The following is a 16,346-nucleotide window of genomic DNA, read 5'->3' on the forward strand; positions in this document are numbered from 1 at the left end:
CGGGGGCAAATCGAGGCAAAACTAAGGACCCTATTAACCACGAGAGCAAAATGTAATCTGATATAACTTCGCAAAAACTGTAACTCATTACGAAAAAAACGATCTATCCTCCGCTGCCCTGCTTCCAGGGCAGTTGTTCAGAGGTTCCCTAAGACATTTTCACAACTATCGCCGTTTCGAGTGCACCACCGGCGATGTTTATCCCAACGTCAAATATCTCTATTGGGCGCGGCTCGATGTCGATGCCGAAACTTTGGTGCTTTACGAAGGGCAACGCTTGATCGCCATCGCCGCTGAAGAACGTTGGGCATTGAAGTTCGCCAACGTGCTCGGTTCGCTGTTGGAAGATTTCATCGCTGCAAACTTGTGGCCCAAGCCTGTGGATAACTCCTGAACGATTTTTACCGCGGCATAATTGTCGAGCCATTGTCTTTGTGGTAGAAAACTTTCACTACGATGGATCACGCGGGTTTCGTTCACTTACACTGTCACACCGAATACAGCCTCCTAGACGGCGCCAACAAGGTCGACAAAATGTTCGGCCGCATCAAGGCGCTGGGCCAGCCGGCGGTGGCGATGACCGACCATGGCAACATGTTCGGCGCCATCGAGTTTTACCGCGAGGCCAAGAGCCAGGGCATCAAACCGATCATCGGCTGCGAAATCTACGTCGCGCCGGCCAGCCGCTTCGAACGCAAGGGGATCGATAAGGGCCCCAAAGAGTACAACAACCATTTGATCCTGTTGGCGATGAACAACGAGGGGTACCGCAATCTGTGCAAACTCGTATCACTCGGCTACATGGAAGGGTTCTACTACAAACCGCGCATCGACAAAGCAATTCTCAAAGAACTCAACGGCGGCTTGATCGCCTTGAGCGCTTGTCTGCAGGGCGAAGTTTCCCAGGCGCTCAATTACGGCAACTATGAAAAGGCCAAGGCGGCGGTGGAGAATTACGCGTCGATTTTCGGCGACCGCTACTACATCGAGATTCAAGACAACAAGCTGCCGGAGCAGGAAAAGGTCAATCGCTTGCTCGTCGAACTGGCCAAGGAAGTGTCGATCCCGGTGGTCGCGACCAACGATTGCCATTACGGCGAGCGCGACGATTTTCATGCGCACGATGTTTTGCTCTGCGTGCAAACCGGTAAGACTATCGACGACGACAATCGGCTGAAGCTCGAAACCGACGAACTGTTTTTAAAGTCTGCCGAGGAGATGGCCAATGGCTTCGACTGGTGTCCCGGCGCGGTGGAACGCACGATTGAGATCGCCGGGCGCTGCAACCTCGAGATCGAATTCGGCAAGTATCACTTTCCGAATTTCACCCCGCCGAAAGAAATCAGCCTCGACGATTATCTCGACGAGTTGGCGCAGCAGGGCTTGGCCGAGCGTCTCGAAGGCGTGACCGACCCCACAATTAAAAAAAACTACCAGGAGCGGCTCGCTTACGAACTGGGCGTGATCAAGGACATGCAGTTTCCCGGTTATTTCTTGGTAGTCGCCGATTTCATCAACTACGCCAAGCAAAACGGCATTCCCGTCGGCCCCGGCCGCGGCTCCTCCGCCGGTAGTTTGGTGGCCTACGCGCTGCGCATCACCGATCTCGATCCGATCCGCCATGTCTTGATCTTCGAGCGCTTTCTCAATCCCGAGCGCAAGTCGATGCCCGATATCGACGTCGATTTTTGCATCCGCGGCCGCGCCCAGGTGATTCAATACGTCAAGGATAAGTACGGCGCGGATCGGGTCGCGCAGATCGCCACCTTTGGGACCATGAAAGCCAAGGCCGCGATCAGAGACGTCGGTCGCGCGTTGGGTTTTTCCTTCGCCGAAACCGATGCCATCGCCAAGCTGATTCCCGCGCCCAGGCAGGGCTTCGACTATTCGCTCACCGAAGCGATGAAAATGGAGCCACGTCTGCCCGAGCTGATCAAGAACGATCCGCGGGTGAAAACTTTGATGGATCACGCGCTGCGCTTGGAAGGTCTGGTGCGCCACGCGTCCACTCATGCCGCCGGCGTGGTGCTGTCGAATTTGCCGTTAGTCGACCACTGTCCGCTGTTCGTCGATAAAGAAGGCGGCATCGTCATCCAGTACGAAATGACCTGGGTGGAAAAAATCGGTTTGGTCAAGTTCGATTTTCTCGGCTTGAAAACGCTGACCTTGCTGCATGATTGTCTGAAGCTTATTGACGTCACCTGCGGCGATAAGATCGATCTCAACCGCTTGCCCTTGGACGACAAGAAAACCTACCGCACGCTGTGCCAGGGCAACACCACCGGCGTGTTCCAGCTTGAGAGCACCGGGATCCGCGACATGACCGTGCGGATTCGGCCCAACTGTTTCGAGGATCTGGTCGCGATCCTCGCGCTTTACCGCCCCGGCCCCCTCGATAGCGGCATGGCCGAGGATTACATCAAGCGCAAAAGCGGCAAAGAAAAAATTAAATATCTCCATCCCATGCTCGAAGGGATTCTCAAAGACACCTACGGCGTCATCGTCTACCAAGAACAGGTCATGCAGACGGCGCAGATTCTCGCCGGCTACACCATGGGCGACGCCGACATCTTGCGCCGGGCCATGGGCAAAAAAGATCCCGAGGAGATGGCCGCCCAGCGTTCCCGTTTCGTCGACGGCGCCAAAGCGCAGAAGATCGACGGCCAGCGCGCCACGGAAATTTTCGATCAGATGGAAACCTTTGCGCGCTACGGTTTCAACAAGTCCCATTCGGCGGCCTATGCTTTGGTTTCCTATCAGACCGCCTATCTCAAGAGCCATTATCCCGTCGAGTTCATGGCGGCGTTGTTGACTTCGGAAATGGGCGATACCGAAAAGGTCATCAAGAACCTCTCCGAGTGCCGTGAGAAAGACATCGTCGTGTTGGCGCCGGATATCAATGAGAGTCTGGCCAACTTCACGCCGGTGGGCGAGAAAATTCGATTCGGTTTGGCCGGGGTCAAAAACGTCGGTGAAAAAGCTCTCGAAGTGATCATCAAAAGCCGCACCGAAGACGGGCCGTTTACTTCGCTCTTCGATTTTTGCCGTCGTGTCGATATGCAGGCGGTCAACCGGCGGGTGATCGAGAGTTTGATCAAGTGCGGCGCTTTCGATTCGACCCAGACCTCGCGGGCGCGCATGGTGGGCGCCTTGGACGATGCCATGAAGGCCGGCCAGGCGCACCAGCGCGATCAATCGAGTAATCAGATCGACATTTTCGCCATGCTCGGGACGCCGGTCAAAGGCGCCAAGAAGCCCGGCGATATTTATCCTCAGGTCGCCGAGTGGTCGTCGCAGGAATTACTCGCCTTCGAAAAAGAAGCGCTGGGCTTCTACATCACTGGACATCCCTTGGACAAATACGAGCGCGCCCTCAAGCGGATCACCAACGGCACCATCGCGGCGATGAAGGAGCGCGCCCAGTCGGGCGAAGTGCGCCTTGGCGGCGTAGTTTCGGCGTTGCGCTTGCGCAACACCAAGAAGGGCGACCGCTACGGCAGTTTCCATCTCGAAGACATGAGCGGTTTTATCGAAGTGCTCGCTTGGCCGGAGACCTACAAAAAATGCGCCGATCTGCTCGGTACCGACGATCCGATCTACGTCAAAGGTAAAATGGAAGTGGGCGAGGACCGCATTCAAGTAATCGCCAATGAAGTGATCGGCCTGGCCGAGGCGGTGAAGAATCAGAAAAACAATTTGGCCAACGGTAACGGCAAGACTAACGGCAACAGCGAGAAGATTCATCTCTACGTGCGCGAGTGCGAAGTCTCCGCCGATGAGTTGGTGCGCTTGCGCGATACGTTGTTAGACTATCCCGGGCCGGCGACGGTTTATCTTCATCTGCTGGCGGCGGTGCAGGATGAGACCGTCATCGAGCTCTCCGATCAAGTGCGCATCGCCGCGACGCCGGAGCTCGAAGATGCGGTGGAAAAACTCTTCGGTGCGCGAGTGCGCTTCCACGCCTTGAACGCTTAATGCCGCTCATCTCCACCCAGCGCCCCAAAGAGAAAGCCCTTCTCGTCGGCGTCGAGTTGCCGTCCCGCGACCCGCAGCTTCCTCTCGAATATAGTCTGGAAGAACTAGAACGGCTGGCGAAAACCGCCGGCGCCACCGTGCTCGGCAAACATTCCCAACAGGTGCGCCGGGTGACGCCGGCGACCTTAATCGGCAGCGGTAAAGTGGACGAGATCAAGGCGAGCATTCACGATCTCGATGCCAATTTAGTCATCATCGACGAGGATTTGACGCCGGCGCAGCAGCGCAATCTGGAAACCGCTTTCAAAGTCCGGGTCGTCGACCGCAGTCAATTGATCCTCGATATTTTCGCCCAGCGGGCGCGCAGCAATGAAGGCAAACTGCAGGTCGAGCTGGCGCAGCTGCAATACTTGCTGCCGCGGCTGACGCGCCAGTGGACCCACTTGTCGCGACTTGGCGGCGGCATCGGCACCCGCGGACCGGGCGAAACTCAGCTCGAAGTCGACCGCCGGCGCATTCGCGAACGGATCGGCCATCTCAAGCATCGGCTAGAAACCGTCGAGCGGACGCGCACGCTGCAGCGCAAAGAGCGCGGCGAAGTGCCTTTTGCTACCGTGGCGCTGGTGGGCTACACCAACGCCGGCAAGTCGACCTTGATGAACACGCTGACGCGCGCCGGAGTTTTCGTCGAGGACAATCTGTTTGCGACGCTCGATCCGACGACCCGGGCGCTACGGCTGCCCAACGGCGACAAGGTGATGATCGTCGACACCGTCGGTTTCATCAATAAGATTCCCCATTCCTTGATCGAAGCGTTCAAGGGAACCCTCGAAGAGGTGAGCCGCGCCGACTTGCTGCTGCATTTGATAGACATGGCCAACCCGCTCTACGACGAGCAAATCAAAGTCATCGACGGCGTCCTCGACGAGATCGGTGCCGGGGAAATTCCGACGCTGTTGGTGCCGAACAAGATCGATGTGGTGGCAACGGTGCCGGTCCGTGAAATTCAAAGCATGAGCAAGAACGCTGCCGGAGTTTGTCCGATTTCAGCTCTCACGGGCGGCGGCGTCGCCGAGCTGCTCGCGCAAGTCGGCGGAATTCTCGACCGCGAAAAAGAGCTGTTCGATGCCAGCTTTAGTTTGCAGCAGGGTAGTTGGGTGGCGCTCTTGCGCGAGCGCGGCCGGATCGTCAAGGAAACCTACGATGCCGAGGGTATTCACGTCACCGCCTTGGTGACGGCCAAGCTTGCCGGGCAAATGCGTAAACTACTCAATGGCGATCGTGCGGCGGCGAAGCTTCTGGTGTGAAAGCGATCGATGCTCAACCTGCCGAACACGTTGACGCTGCTGCGCATCCTCACCATTCCATTTTTTTTGGAATGCCTCGCCTATCATCTCTATTGGGAAGCTTTGGTAATTTTTGCCATCGGCGGGCTCACCGATTTTCTCGATGGGCTGGCGGCGCGCTGGATGAACCAGCAGACGGCCTTGGGCGCCTATCTCGACCCGGTGGCGGACAAGCTATTGGTATTCACGTCGTTTGGCATGCTGGGTTCCATCGGCGGAATACCGCCTTGGTTGGCGATCGTGGTTGTCCTACGCGACGTGTTTATTGTCGTCGGCTACGGCATCGTCTATTTCCTAGTTTCGGAGACCTTGGAGGTGCGGCCGAGCCGCCTCGGCAAATGGAGCACGACATTTCAGTTGCTGACCTTGGCGGTGGCGTTGGCGCTGTTGCACGATCCGAAGTTGTTCAGTGCCGATGTGCTGACTTTTTTTGTTGGTCTGACCGCGCTGACGACCCTGGTTTCGGGGGCTCAATATTTGTATCGCGGTTTGCTTTGGTTGCAAGTCAAAGCACCGTCGATCACTCCGCCCGGTTGACAGTTTGGCCAAAAATTGGTAGTAAAATCAATTTCTTGCATTGTCTAGTACGATGGAGCTTTAGGCTTTTAGCAGATTCCCGATCGGCACAGCAGATAGTCATGTATTCGCACTTCGAAAACGCGACCGATTGCGCTCCACCCCGTCAGATCTTTCAGGCACGTAGCTCAGTGGGAGAGCGCTTCCCTGACACGGAAGAGGTCGGCAGTTCAATCCTGCCCGTGCCTACCATTTTTTAATTTGCCGGCATGGAAAGTATTCACGTCACTTTTGTTGACGGTAGTGCCGTTGACGTTCGTTCAGGAACCCGAGTTGTGGAGATCGCGGCTGCCGCCGGCGCTAAAAATCTCATCGCCGCCAAGGTGGACGGCGTTGCCGTCGATCTCAATCGTCCGTTGGACAAAGATTGCGCCGTCGAGTGGATCGCGCCCGAGAGCGCCGATGGCCTCGACGTGATTCGTCATTCCACAGCTCATTTGATGGCCCAGGCGGTGCAGGCGCTTTTTCCGGGAACTCAAGTGACCATCGGTCCGACCATTGACGACGGGTTTTACTATGATTTCAAACGCAGCCAGTCCTTCTCGCCGGAAGAATTGGAACAGATCGAAACGCGCATGCAGGAATTGGTCAAAGCCAATTTGAAAATTACCCGCGAGGAGCTGCCACGGGCGGAAGCCATCGAGCTGTTTCGCAAGATGGGCGAGGACTATAAGGTCGAGATCATCGAAGGTATAAAAGAAGAATTCGTCTCGCTCTACCGTCAAGGCGACTGGGTGGATCTGTGCCGCGGCCCTCATGTACCGTCGACCGGCGCGATTAAAGCTTTCAAACTAACCGGCGTGGCCGGCGCCTATTGGCGCGGCAACGAGCAGAACAAGATGCTCCAGCGCATCTACGGCACGTCGTGGAATTCCAAAGACGCGCTCAAAGAACATTTGCGCTTGCTGGAAGAAGCCAAGAAGCGCGATCACCGCCGGCTCGGTAAGGAACTAGACCTTTTCAGTTTTCATCCGATCGCGCCGGCCAGTCCATTTTTTCATCCCAAGGGCGCGACGGTTTACAACGAGTTGATCGCCTACATGCGCCGGCTCTACGTGCGTTACGGTTACGACGAAGTGATCACGCCGCAAATTCTCGATGTCGATCTGTGGCGCCGTTCCGGCCATTACGAACACTATCGCGACAACATGTATTTCACCGAGGTCGACGAGCGCCAGTTCGGCGTCAAGCCGATGAACTGCCCCGGCCACACGTTCGTTTACGCGGCGAAGAAGCGCTCCTATCGCGACCTGCCGCTGCGTATCGCCGACTTCGGCCGGCTCCATCGTTACGAGCGCTCCGGCGTGACCGCGGGTTTGACTCGAGTGCGTTCCTTCGCGCAAGACGACGCCCATATCTTTTGCGCGCCGGAGCAGATCGAAGCGGAGATCGGTAGCCTGATTAAAATGCTGCGTGAAGTGTATAAGACCTTTCAGTTTAGCGATATGCAGGTCAAGCTTTCGACCCGGCCAAAGGATTTTATCGGTGAGCAGGTCATTTGGGACAAAGCTGAGGCCGCCCTCAGCCAAGCGCTCAGCAAAGAAGGGATCGACTACCAGATCAATCCCGGCGACGGCGCTTTCTACGGGCCCAAGATCGATTTCGTTGTGCTCGATGCGCTCAAGCGCGGTTGGCAGCTGGCGACGATACAGCTCGATTTCAATTTGCCTCAGCGCTTCGATTTGGTTTATACCTCGTCGGCTGGGACTGACGAACGGCCGGTGATGATTCACCGGGCGATTCTCGGTTCCATCGAGCGCTTTATGGGCATCTTGATCGAACATTGCGCCGGCGCGTTTCCGCTCTGGCTTGCGCCGGTGCAGGTAAAGTTATTGACTGTCACCATCGATCATAAGGAATACGCCAATAGCGTGTTCGAGCAGTTGCGCGCCGGTGGCTGGCGTGTCGAGCTCGACGGCCGCAATGAAAAGCTCGGCTACAAAATTCGTGAAGCCCAGTTAGCCAAGATTCCCTACGCCGTGGTGATCGGCGACAAAGAAGTGGCGGGCCAGACGCTGGCGCCGCGCCGGCGCGGTGGCGAGAACCTGCCGGCTGTGGGGGTCGAGGAATTTATCGCCCAGTTACGCGCCGAGGTTGCACTCGACGTTGGAGCAGCATAGAAATAGATGATCCTGGGAAACCGGACGGAGGTGTCCAATAGCTAGAGAAGCGAGAATCAATCACCAAATTCGCGCCCGTGAGGTGCGCGTCATTGGGCCTAAGGGGGAACAGCTCGGAGTCTTGCCGCTGCATGAAGCGCTCAAGCAAGTGGAAGCGCTAGAATTGGATTTGGTCGAAGTCGCGGCCGAAGCCCAGCCGCCGGTCTGTCGCATGATGGACTACGGCAAGTTTCGCTACGAGCAGAAAAAGAAAACTCATAGCGCGAGCAAGCGCTCGGTGGTCGAAATCAAAGAAGTCAAAATGGGTTCGCGCACCGATCCTCATGACGTCGAGCATAAGGTCAAAAACATTCGCAAGTTTATCGGCGAAGGCCAGCGGGTGAAAGTTTCGGTGTTCTTTCGCGGCCGGGAAATAACCCATCCGGAGCTGGGCCGGCAAATGCTGATGCGCGTCATGGAGCAATTGCGCGACGTCGCCAAATTGGACATCGATCCGCGCCTCGAGGGGCGCAACATGGCGATGCTCGTGACGCCCAAAGGTTAAGTCGCTGAATCAATCGGAATGAGAGTAGAGGAGTGAAAAGTGCCTAAAATCAAAACCAACCGATCCGCCGCGAAGCGCTTTCGCGTAACCGGAAGCGGCAAGATAAAACGCAATAAAGCGAACAAGCGCCATATTCTTTCGAGCAAAGGGAAAAAGCGCAAGCGCAATTTGCGTCACGCGACCTTGGTGGCTAGCGCGGAAGTGAAGAATATCCGCAAGCTGATACCGTATAAATAAAGCGTCGAGGATTGACCAAAAAGCGTTGAGGTTGGGATCGGCGCGTTCTCAAGCGTTTTGATCTCGAAGCCAATCTCTCAACGCGAATCAGGGAAGGAGTTTCATCGTGCCTAGAGCTAAAGGTGGAGTAAAGACCAGGCAGAAGCATAAGAAGATCATGAAGCTGGCCAAGGGCTACGTCGGTGGCCGCGGCAGTTTGTATCGTTCTGCGAGAGAGACCGTCGAGCGTGGCTTGGTGTTCGCGTATCGTGACCGGCGCGTGAAAAAGCGCACCTTTCGCGGTCTGTGGATCACTCGCATCAGCGCGGCGGCGAAAATCTGCGGCATCTCTTACAATCAGCTGATCAAGGGACTCAAAGAAGCCAAGGTGGAGTTGGACCGCAAAATTCTGGCGGAAATCGCCGCGGCGGACATGACCGCCTTCGGTCAAATCGCACAAACCGCAAAATCTCACCTAAGCGCGTAAGCGCTTAGCTCTCCAGTGCCATGAACGATTCACTGGAAACTCTCCGCGGAGAGGTTCTGGAGCGAATCCAGCAAGCGAACTCCGACAAGGAGATTGAGCAGCTGCGGGTCGAAGTCCTGGGCCGAAGCGGTAGTTTGACCTTGCGTCTGCGCGGGCTCAAAGACTTGTCCGCGGAGGAGCGGCCGCGCGCCGGCGAAGCGCTCAACCAACTGCGTCGTGAGTTTGAAGAGCTTCTGGACCAGCGCCTGCACGGGTTTAAAGCGCAGGCCAAGGCGCAAACTCTCAAAACTGAGCGCATCGATATCACCTTGCCAGGCACGCGCTGGCAGCGCGGTAGCAGCCATCCGCTGACGCTGGTGATCGACGAGATCGTCGAAATTTTTTGCGGCATGGGTTTCGAGATCGCCCGCGGTCCGGACATCGAAGACGATTACCACAACTTCGAAGCGCTCAATATCCCCAAAGACCATCCGGCGCGCGACATGCAGGATACGTTTTTCGTCGCCGACGGCCGCTTGCTGCGCACCCATACATCGCCGGTGCAGATTCGCACCATGGAGACACGTAAACCGCCGCTGCAAGTGATCGTGCCCGGCGCGGTCTACCGCCACGACGACGACGCGACCCACTCGCCGATGTTTCATCAAGTCGAGGGCTTCATGGTCGACGAGCGCATCACTTTCGCCGATCTCAAAGGCGTGCTGACTCACGTTCTCCAGCAAATCTTCGAGCGTGACGCCGGCGTGCGCTTTCGGCCTAGTTTTTTTCCGTTCACCGAGCCCAGCGCCGAGATCGATATTCAATGCGTCATTTGCGGCGGCAGCGGCGTTCACAAAGACGGCCAGACGTGCCGGGTATGCAAAGCCACCGGTTGGCTGGAAATTCTCGGCGCCGGCATGATCGATCCGGCGGTGTTTCAATGCGTCGGTTACGACGCGGAAAAAGTTTCCGGCTTCGCCTTCGGTATGGGCGTCGAACGGATCGCCATGCTGAAATACGGCATCGATGATATTCGTGCGTTCTTTCAAAATGATTTACGTTTCTTGCGGCAATTCAGGTGAAAGGCGGAGTAATGGAGTACTGGAGTGATGGAGTATTGGGTTCCGGAAGCAGCACTCCATCACTCCAATACTCCGCCACTCCAATCTTATGAAGTTCACTCTCAACTGGCTCAAAGAATTTGTCGACTTCACCGGCACCACCGATGAGCTGGCCAAGCTGCTCACCATGGCCGGACTCGAAGTTGAATCGGTCAGCGCTTTAACTGACGGAGCGGGCAGCGCCGATCAGCTTATTGAAATCGGTGTCACACCCAACCGCGGCGATTGCCTGGGTATCGCCGGCATCGCCCGGGAAGTCGCCGCGCTTACCGGCGCGAGTCTAAAATCACCGCCAGTCTGTGCGCCGACAAAAAACGCGGCGACGTATCCACGCGTCAAGGTGAGAATTGACAATCGCGATCTTTGCCCGCGCTATTCGGCGCGCGTCGTCGACTCCGTGCAAATCGCGCCTTCGCCCGGCTGGCTGCGCGCACGGCTTGAAGCCTGCGGCTTTCGCGCCATTAACAACGTCGTCGACGTGACCAATTATGTCATGCTCGAAACCGGCCAGCCGTTGCACGCCTTCGACTTGGAGCGTTTGACGCACAAGCAGATCGTCGTGCGTCGGGCCCATCAACAAGAAAAAATAAAAACCTTGGACGGTGTCGAACGTGAGCTGGCGCTGGACGATTTACTCATCTGCGATAACGATGTGCCGGTGGCGCTGGCCGGCGTCATGGGCGGCAGCGATTCTGAAGTGATCGACTCAACGCGCACGCTTTTGCTCGAAAGCGCCAACTTCGCGCCGGCGTCGATTCGCCGCACCGCCAAACGGCTCGCCCTGCGCAGCGAAGCGTCGCATCGTTTCGAGCGCGGCGTCGATCCCCAAGGCACGTTGGCCGCCCTCGACCGCGCGGTTTATCTGCTCGGTGAAATCGCCGGTGCGCAACCGGTCGGCGCGGTGATCGATCGCTATCCGCGCAAAGCTAAACCGACGGCGATCGTCCTGCGCGAAGCGCGCATCGAAAAACTGTTGGGCGTGGCGCTGCCGCTAAGCCAAGCGGAAAAGCTCTTGCGTTCCATCGGCATGAAAACCGCCCGTCTAGGCAAGGGCGGCGTGAAAGTTTTTTGTCCGACTAGCAGGCCGGATATTTCCCGGGAAGCGGACTTGATCGAAGAGTTGGCGCGCTTGCATGGCTACGATCGGATTCCTTCGACATTGCCGTGGCTCAAATCGTCGGGCGGCAAACGAGATTACCGTTTGATCTGGGAACGCAAGCTTCGGTCTTTCATGGCCGGCGAAGGTTTGGCGGAGACGATCAACTTGCCGTTTACCAGCGAAACCCTGAACCGAGTGTTTCCCGGACTGTGGAGCGCGCCCAAGGCGGTGCCGGTGCTGAATCCGTTGGCCAAGGACAACGGCGAAATGCGCCACAGCTTGCTTGGCGGTCTGATCGAAAATTTGAAATATAATCTGGCGCACAAGACTGAGAGTGTGGCGCTGTATCATTTGGGCAAGACTTTTGCTCTAACGAGGGATGTCGAAAGCGCCGAGCGCCAGGTTGTCGGCGGAATTCTCTTCGGCCCGCGTGCGCGGCGCGGCTTGCGGCTCGGCAATGTTACGCCTTTAGGCTTTTTCGAATGCAAAGGATTGATCGAAACGCTGCTTGAACAATTTGATCTAAGCTCGGCGGCCACTTGGTCGGCCGTGGAAATGGCGAGCTTGCATCCCGGACAGTCGGCGCAATTATCACTGAACGGCGTCGCCGCTGGTTACTTGGGACAGCTCCATCCGGACGCTTGCGAACAGTTGGAAGTGCCGACTTGCTGCGTCTTTGAACTTGACTTCGAAAAACTGCTTGAGTATGCTCCGCGGCGAATCGCGGCCCATGCGCTGCCGCGCTTTCCAGCGGTGGAACGGGACGTTGCGCTGGTGGTCGACGGCGACTTCGCGGCCCAAAAAGTGATCGCTTGGATCGCCACACTTGGCGAAGCCTTGATCGAACATGTCGATGTCTTCGACCAATATTTCGGCGCGCCCATTCCCGAAGGTAAAAAGAGTTTGGCCTACAAAGTTTCTTACCGCGCGGAGGATCGCACGCTGACCGATTTGGAGGTCAACACATTGCATCAGAGTTTAGTGGAGCGGCTGGGCAACAGCTTTGGCGCCGAACGGCGCAGTTAGCGGGAGTCGATCGCGGCTCCGAAGGGATGAAGGGTTTATGACAAAAGCGGAAATAATCACGCGCATCTACGAGAAGGTCGGCTTTTCTAAAAAAGACGCCACCGATGTCGTCGAGGCGACCTTCGACATCATCAAAAGTTGTCTCGAGAAGGGCGAGAAGGTCAAGGTCTCGGGCTTTGGCAATTTCGTCGTCAACACCAAGCGGCCGCGCAAAGGGCGCAATCCCCAGACCGGCGAGGAGATCATCATCGTCGGGCGCAAAGTTTTGACATTCAAAGCCAGCCAAATCATGAAGAAGAGTTTGAACGGCATGGCGGCCAACGGCCAAGGTTCGCCGGCTTCCGACGCGGCGGAGTAAACAGCAGCGATGGTCACTCGCCTGCCGGAAAAAATTTACTTCAAGATCGGCGAGGTCAGCCAGATCGTCGGCGTCGAGCCCTACGTGCTGCGCTACTGGGAGACCGAGTTCGAGCTGCTGAAACCTTCCAAAGCGCCGTCCAAACATCGGCTCTACAAGAAACGCGATGTCGAGCTGCTGCTCGAAATCAAACGGCTGCTCTACAGCGAAGGCTTCACCATCGAAGGGGCGCGCAAGAAACTCAAAGAGTCCAAGAAGGACGAAAAAAATCAGCTCAAGCTGCCGCTCACCGAACAAAAATACAAAAGCGCGCTGATGAAGCTTAAAAAAGAATTAGAATCCCTGCGCCGTCTGGTTTCCTAAAGCGAATATCCCGCGTTAGTGCCGTAGGCATTTCAACCGTAGCCGCATCCCATTAAGAAAGACACTATTCACCACGAAGGACACGAAGGTTTCGGATAATTTAAACTCCGATCTTCGTGATCTTCGTGTCCTTCGTGGTGAGAGCATATTTTCTTAAAGTTAGGCCGGCCGATTACCTTCGATTTCGCTTCGGCAAATTGATTTAGCCAGGTCGGAGTGTTACATTCGCGCCTGTCTTTCGACCGCCGTCGGGGCGTGGCGCAGCCTGGTAGCGCGCACGCTTGGGGTGCGTGAGGTCGCCGGTTCAAATCCGGCCGCCCCGACCAATTCACTTCTTATTACAAAATTCTATGACAACGTGGCGCCGGCGATTTGCCGGTGCTGTTTTTTCTGTTGCTGGGTTTTGTCCTGCGTGGTAGAAGCCGGGGAGTTGCGAACCATCGCCCTAGCTTGGCGGCGTAAATCACAATCACAAAACCGAAGCGGAGGAGACATCAATGGCACAGGCGGAGTCGAAGCATAACTGGGATTTTGAAGCTGACGTGGTGATCATCGGCGCGGGCGCCGCGGGCTTGCCCGCGGCGATCAAAGCGGCCGATGGCGGCGCATCGGTGATCGTCGTGGAAGCCAACTACGATGTCGGCGGCCACGCGATCGTCAGCGGCGGCAACGTGCCGCTGGGCGGCGGCACCAGCGCGCAAAAAAAATATGGCATCGCCGATTCGCCGGACATGGTGTTCTCCGATCTCACCGACTGGACCGTGGTGCAGAACAACGGCTGGCCGGATTTTCGCTACAACGACCGCGAAGTGATGCGCGCGTTCGCCGATCATTGCGCGCCGACCTTTGAATTTCTCTTGGCAAACGGCGTCGAGTTCAAACCGATCGCGCCGGACAATCAGGGCGGCCACTGTTTGGGTAATTCGGCGCCGCGGGAAAATCATGCTTTCTGGACGAAGGGAGCCGGGCTGGAAAGTCCCAACGCGCGGCCCGGCACCGGCGTGATTCGGCCGCTGGAAAATAGCGCGCGCGCCAAGGGCGTCAAATTTTTATTGAGCTATAAAATGACCGGCTTCGTGCGCGAAGGGCAGAAGAGCGGGCGCGTCACCGGCGTTAGCGCGGCGTACAATCCGCGCATCATGCCGGGGCAATCGACGCCGCTCAAAAGTTTTCGCTCCGACGGCAATATCGAGAGCACCCAGGCGAGCGTCAGCGTGCGGGCAAAAAAAGCCGTGATCGTCGCCACCGGCGGGATGACCAGCGATGTCAATTTTCGCCGCATGTTCGATCCGCGCTTGACCGAAGTGCTGACCGTCGCCGGCGAGCCGTACAGTTATCAAGACGCCAGCGGCGAGCGCGCCGCCATGGAGATCGGCGCGTCGCTCTGGGGTTTGGTCAACCAGACCTTGGAAGTCGGCGACCAAATCCGCACCCAGCGCGTCCTTGGCACCAAATGGAACTACATGAATTGGGAATTGGAGTCGCCGATCTTTCCGCTGGTCAAGGCGGTCGGACTGACGCTCAAAGACTGGCAGAACGTGATCTTGGTCAATCAGGTCGGCAAGCGTTTCTACGACGAAACCAAAGGCGACTATCCCCATGGCAACGTCGCCGGCGACATCGATCCCTACACGCCCAACGATTATCGCAACAACGAGAACATTCACTACCACCCGAGCAATTACAATTTTTTCAACGCCGCCGTGGCGATCAACGAACATTCCGAAGCGCCGGAATATTCCGGTGGGCCGATCTGGGCGATCTTCGACGCCGAAGCGGTGGCGCGCAACAAATGGATCGTCGAGCCGCCCCATGTCGATCCCGACGGTTACTTTTTCAGTGCCAATACTTTGAAAGAGTTGGCCGCCAAGATCAAAAGCGAGTTCCAAGTCAAACCGGTGAACGGCGAAGTTTTGGAAGCCACCGTGGCGCGCTACAATTCCTTCGTCGATGCCGGCAAAGACGAAGACTTCGGCAAGCCCACGCCGAAATATAAAATCGCCAAGCCGCCGTTCTACGCCGCCTGGGGCACGCCCAACGTGCACGACACGCGCTCGGGACTGCGCATCAATTCGAAATGCCAGGTGATGGACATGAGCGGGCAGGTGATTCCGGGACTCTACTGCGCGGGCGAGTCGGCGGGCGGCTTCAACCAGCATGGCCTGGGCCGCTGCACGACGCAGGGATTTATCTGCGGCAAGAATGCTGCGGCGGAATAGCGGCTACGATCTTGCGCGGATTTTAATGTCGCTTTCGGGTATGGTTTAAATCCCTCGCCTTCACGCGAAGAAAAGTTTTGTCATGCCGGCGCAGGCCGGCATCCATCTTCACTTTAGGTGCAGTGCTAAAAAAATCATGGATTCCGGCCTTCGCCGGAATGACGCAACGAAGAGTCGGCTTCTAGTCGACGTATTCAGAACTTCTCGGCTTTAAGCCGAGGGTTGTTCAGCGGCCGAAGTTGTCTTGGTAGTCTGCCATTGCGGCACGCACAACTTTAAGCGCGTGAGCGCGGCCGTAGGCTTTGGCGATGCGTACTTTGGCGCGCTCGCCGGGCACGAGCTTGTAGGTCAAGAAGTAATGCTGGAGCCGTTCGATGAAGACGGGCGGCACGTCGCCAATATCGCGGGCGTGGCCCCACACGTAGTCATTTTCCAACACCGCGATAATTTTATCATCGGCCTCGTCGTGGTCGATCATTTGTAACCCGCCGATGACCCGGCAACGCAGGATGATTTCGTTGCGCGCGATGGTCCGTTCGCTGAGCACGCAAACGTCGAGGGGATCGCCGTCGCCCCGTTTCGCGCCCGGCGCCAGCCGGCGCACTTTCTCGCTGCAATAGGTCCGGGGAATAAAACCGTAAAGCGTCGGCGGCTGCGCCGATGAGCGCTGCGGCCGGTCGACGCGCAGATAGCCGGAGACCTTGTCCACTTCATACTTCATCAAATCGAACGGCGTGATCTCGATGTAGGCGTTGAGTAGCTCAGGCGGTTCCGGCCCCACGGGCAGGCCATGCCATGGATGGGGCCGGTACTGATTCACGTCCGCGGTATTACTTTTTATCGCGCGGGTGACGTCGTGCCGAGCTTTGCGCAGTGTCATGGTTTTCTAACGCTTCGTGCGCGGGTTAATGGAATGC

14 protein-coding genes and 2 tRNA genes are annotated in these 16,346 nt (G+C 57.0%); 15 read left to right on the top strand and 1 reads right to left on the bottom strand.

Annotation, left to right across the window (positions count from 1 at the left end):
* Positions 1-133: 133 nt before the first annotated feature.
* From EXR70_10510 to EXR70_10580, 15 genes are all read left to right on the top strand, one after another.
* Positions 134-394: a hypothetical protein gene (locus EXR70_10510; protein ID MSP38911.1), complete on the top strand. Its 261-nt coding sequence runs from the start codon at positions 134-136 to the stop codon at positions 392-394.
* Positions 395-456: 62 nt separating this feature from the next.
* Positions 457-3,975, top strand: a complete 3,519-nt coding sequence (locus EXR70_10515; GenBank protein MSP38912.1) for a DNA polymerase III subunit alpha — start codon at positions 457-459, stop codon at positions 3,973-3,975.
* Positions 3,975-5,282, top strand: a complete 1,308-nt coding sequence (gene hflX / locus EXR70_10520; protein ID MSP38913.1) for a GTPase HflX — start codon at positions 3,975-3,977, stop codon at positions 5,280-5,282. Before EXR70_10515 ends, hflX begins: the two co-directional genes overlap by 1 nt.
* 9 nt (positions 5,283-5,291) lie before the next feature.
* The gene (locus tag EXR70_10525; protein ID MSP38914.1) at positions 5,292-5,858 is read left to right on the top strand and encodes a CDP-alcohol phosphatidyltransferase family protein; all 567 of its coding nucleotides are present in this window, start codon (positions 5,292-5,294) and stop codon (positions 5,856-5,858) included.
* A gap of 156 nt (positions 5,859-6,014) precedes the next feature.
* A tRNA-Val gene (locus tag EXR70_10530) sits at positions 6,015-6,089 on the top strand.
* A gap of 17 nt (positions 6,090-6,106) precedes the next feature.
* Entirely contained in the window at positions 6,107-8,017 is a 1,911-nt protein-coding gene (gene thrS, locus EXR70_10535) for a threonine--tRNA ligase (GenBank protein MSP38915.1), read from the top strand.
* A 37-nt stretch (positions 8,018-8,054) separates the two neighbouring features.
* The gene (locus tag EXR70_10540) at positions 8,055-8,561 is read left to right on the top strand and encodes a translation initiation factor IF-3 (protein MSP38916.1); all 507 of its coding nucleotides are present in this window, start codon (positions 8,055-8,057) and stop codon (positions 8,559-8,561) included.
* 39 nt (positions 8,562-8,600) lie between these two features.
* A complete protein-coding gene (locus EXR70_10545; GenBank protein MSP38917.1) occupies positions 8,601-8,798 on the top strand; it encodes a 50S ribosomal protein L35 in 198 nt (65 codons plus the stop codon).
* A gap of 106 nt (positions 8,799-8,904) precedes the next feature.
* Positions 8,905-9,264 carry a 50S ribosomal protein L20 gene (locus EXR70_10550; protein ID MSP38918.1) on the top strand — a complete coding sequence of 120 codons (360 nt, stop codon included), beginning with the start codon at positions 8,905-8,907 and terminating at the stop codon, positions 9,262-9,264.
* Between the two features lie 20 nt (positions 9,265-9,284).
* Positions 9,285-10,325 (top strand): phenylalanine--tRNA ligase subunit alpha, encoded by a 1,041-nt coding sequence (locus EXR70_10555; GenBank protein ID MSP38919.1) that lies wholly within the window; start codon positions 9,285-9,287, stop codon positions 10,323-10,325.
* Positions 10,326-10,413: 88 nt separating this feature from the next.
* On the top strand, positions 10,414-12,489 hold the full coding sequence (locus tag EXR70_10560) for a phenylalanine--tRNA ligase subunit beta (GenBank protein MSP38920.1): 2,076 nt from the start codon (positions 10,414-10,416) through the stop codon (positions 12,487-12,489).
* A 37-nt stretch (positions 12,490-12,526) separates the two neighbouring features.
* On the top strand, positions 12,527-12,847 hold the full coding sequence (locus tag EXR70_10565) for an integration host factor subunit alpha (GenBank protein ID MSP38921.1): 321 nt from the start codon (positions 12,527-12,529) through the stop codon (positions 12,845-12,847).
* A gap of 9 nt (positions 12,848-12,856) precedes the next feature.
* Positions 12,857-13,210 carry a MerR family transcriptional regulator gene (locus EXR70_10570; protein ID MSP38922.1) on the top strand — a complete coding sequence of 118 codons (354 nt, stop codon included), beginning with the start codon at positions 12,857-12,859 and terminating at the stop codon, positions 13,208-13,210.
* Between the two features lie 249 nt (positions 13,211-13,459).
* Positions 13,460-13,536, top strand: a tRNA-Pro gene (locus EXR70_10575).
* Between the two features lie 171 nt (positions 13,537-13,707).
* On the top strand, positions 13,708-15,429 hold the full coding sequence (locus EXR70_10580) for an FAD-dependent oxidoreductase (GenBank protein ID MSP38923.1): 1,722 nt from the start codon (positions 13,708-13,710) through the stop codon (positions 15,427-15,429).
* A 226-nt stretch (positions 15,430-15,655) separates the two neighbouring features.
* Here the strand turns inward: EXR70_10580 and EXR70_10585 are convergent, their stop codons facing one another.
* Positions 15,656-16,309, bottom strand: a complete 654-nt coding sequence (locus tag EXR70_10585; GenBank protein MSP38924.1) for an inorganic pyrophosphatase — start codon at positions 16,307-16,309, stop codon at positions 15,656-15,658.
* Positions 16,310-16,346 lie beyond the last annotated feature (37 nt).

It is taken from the genome of Deltaproteobacteria bacterium (assembly GCA_009692615.1).
In the GTDB taxonomy this organism is placed as follows: Bacteria; Desulfobacterota; Binatia; order UBA9968; family UBA9968; genus DP-20.

Excerpts from the sequence above, each read along its gene's own strand:
- EXR70_10515 (MSP38912.1), top strand. The coding sequence starts at position 457 with ATGGATCACGCGGGTTTCGTTCACTTACACTGTCACACCGAATACAGC.
- hflX (MSP38913.1), top strand. The coding sequence starts at position 3,975 with ATGCCGCTCATCTCCACCCAGCGCCCCAAAGAGAAAGCCCTTCTCGTC.
- EXR70_10525 (MSP38914.1), top strand. The coding sequence starts at position 5,292 with ATGCTCAACCTGCCGAACACGTTGACGCTGCTGCGCATCCTCACCATT.
- thrS (MSP38915.1), top strand. The coding sequence starts at position 6,107 with ATGGAAAGTATTCACGTCACTTTTGTTGACGGTAGTGCCGTTGACGTT.
- EXR70_10555 (MSP38919.1), top strand. The coding sequence starts at position 9,285 with ATGAACGATTCACTGGAAACTCTCCGCGGAGAGGTTCTGGAGCGAATC.
- EXR70_10560 (MSP38920.1), top strand. The coding sequence starts at position 10,414 with ATGAAGTTCACTCTCAACTGGCTCAAAGAATTTGTCGACTTCACCGGC.
- EXR70_10565 (MSP38921.1), top strand. The coding sequence starts at position 12,527 with ATGACAAAAGCGGAAATAATCACGCGCATCTACGAGAAGGTCGGCTTT.
- EXR70_10570 (MSP38922.1), top strand. The coding sequence starts at position 12,857 with ATGGTCACTCGCCTGCCGGAAAAAATTTACTTCAAGATCGGCGAGGTC.
- EXR70_10580 (MSP38923.1), top strand. The coding sequence starts at position 13,708 with ATGGCACAGGCGGAGTCGAAGCATAACTGGGATTTTGAAGCTGACGTG.
- EXR70_10585 (MSP38924.1), bottom strand. The coding sequence starts at position 16,309 with ATGACACTGCGCAAAGCTCGGCACGACGTCACCCGCGCGATAAAAAGT.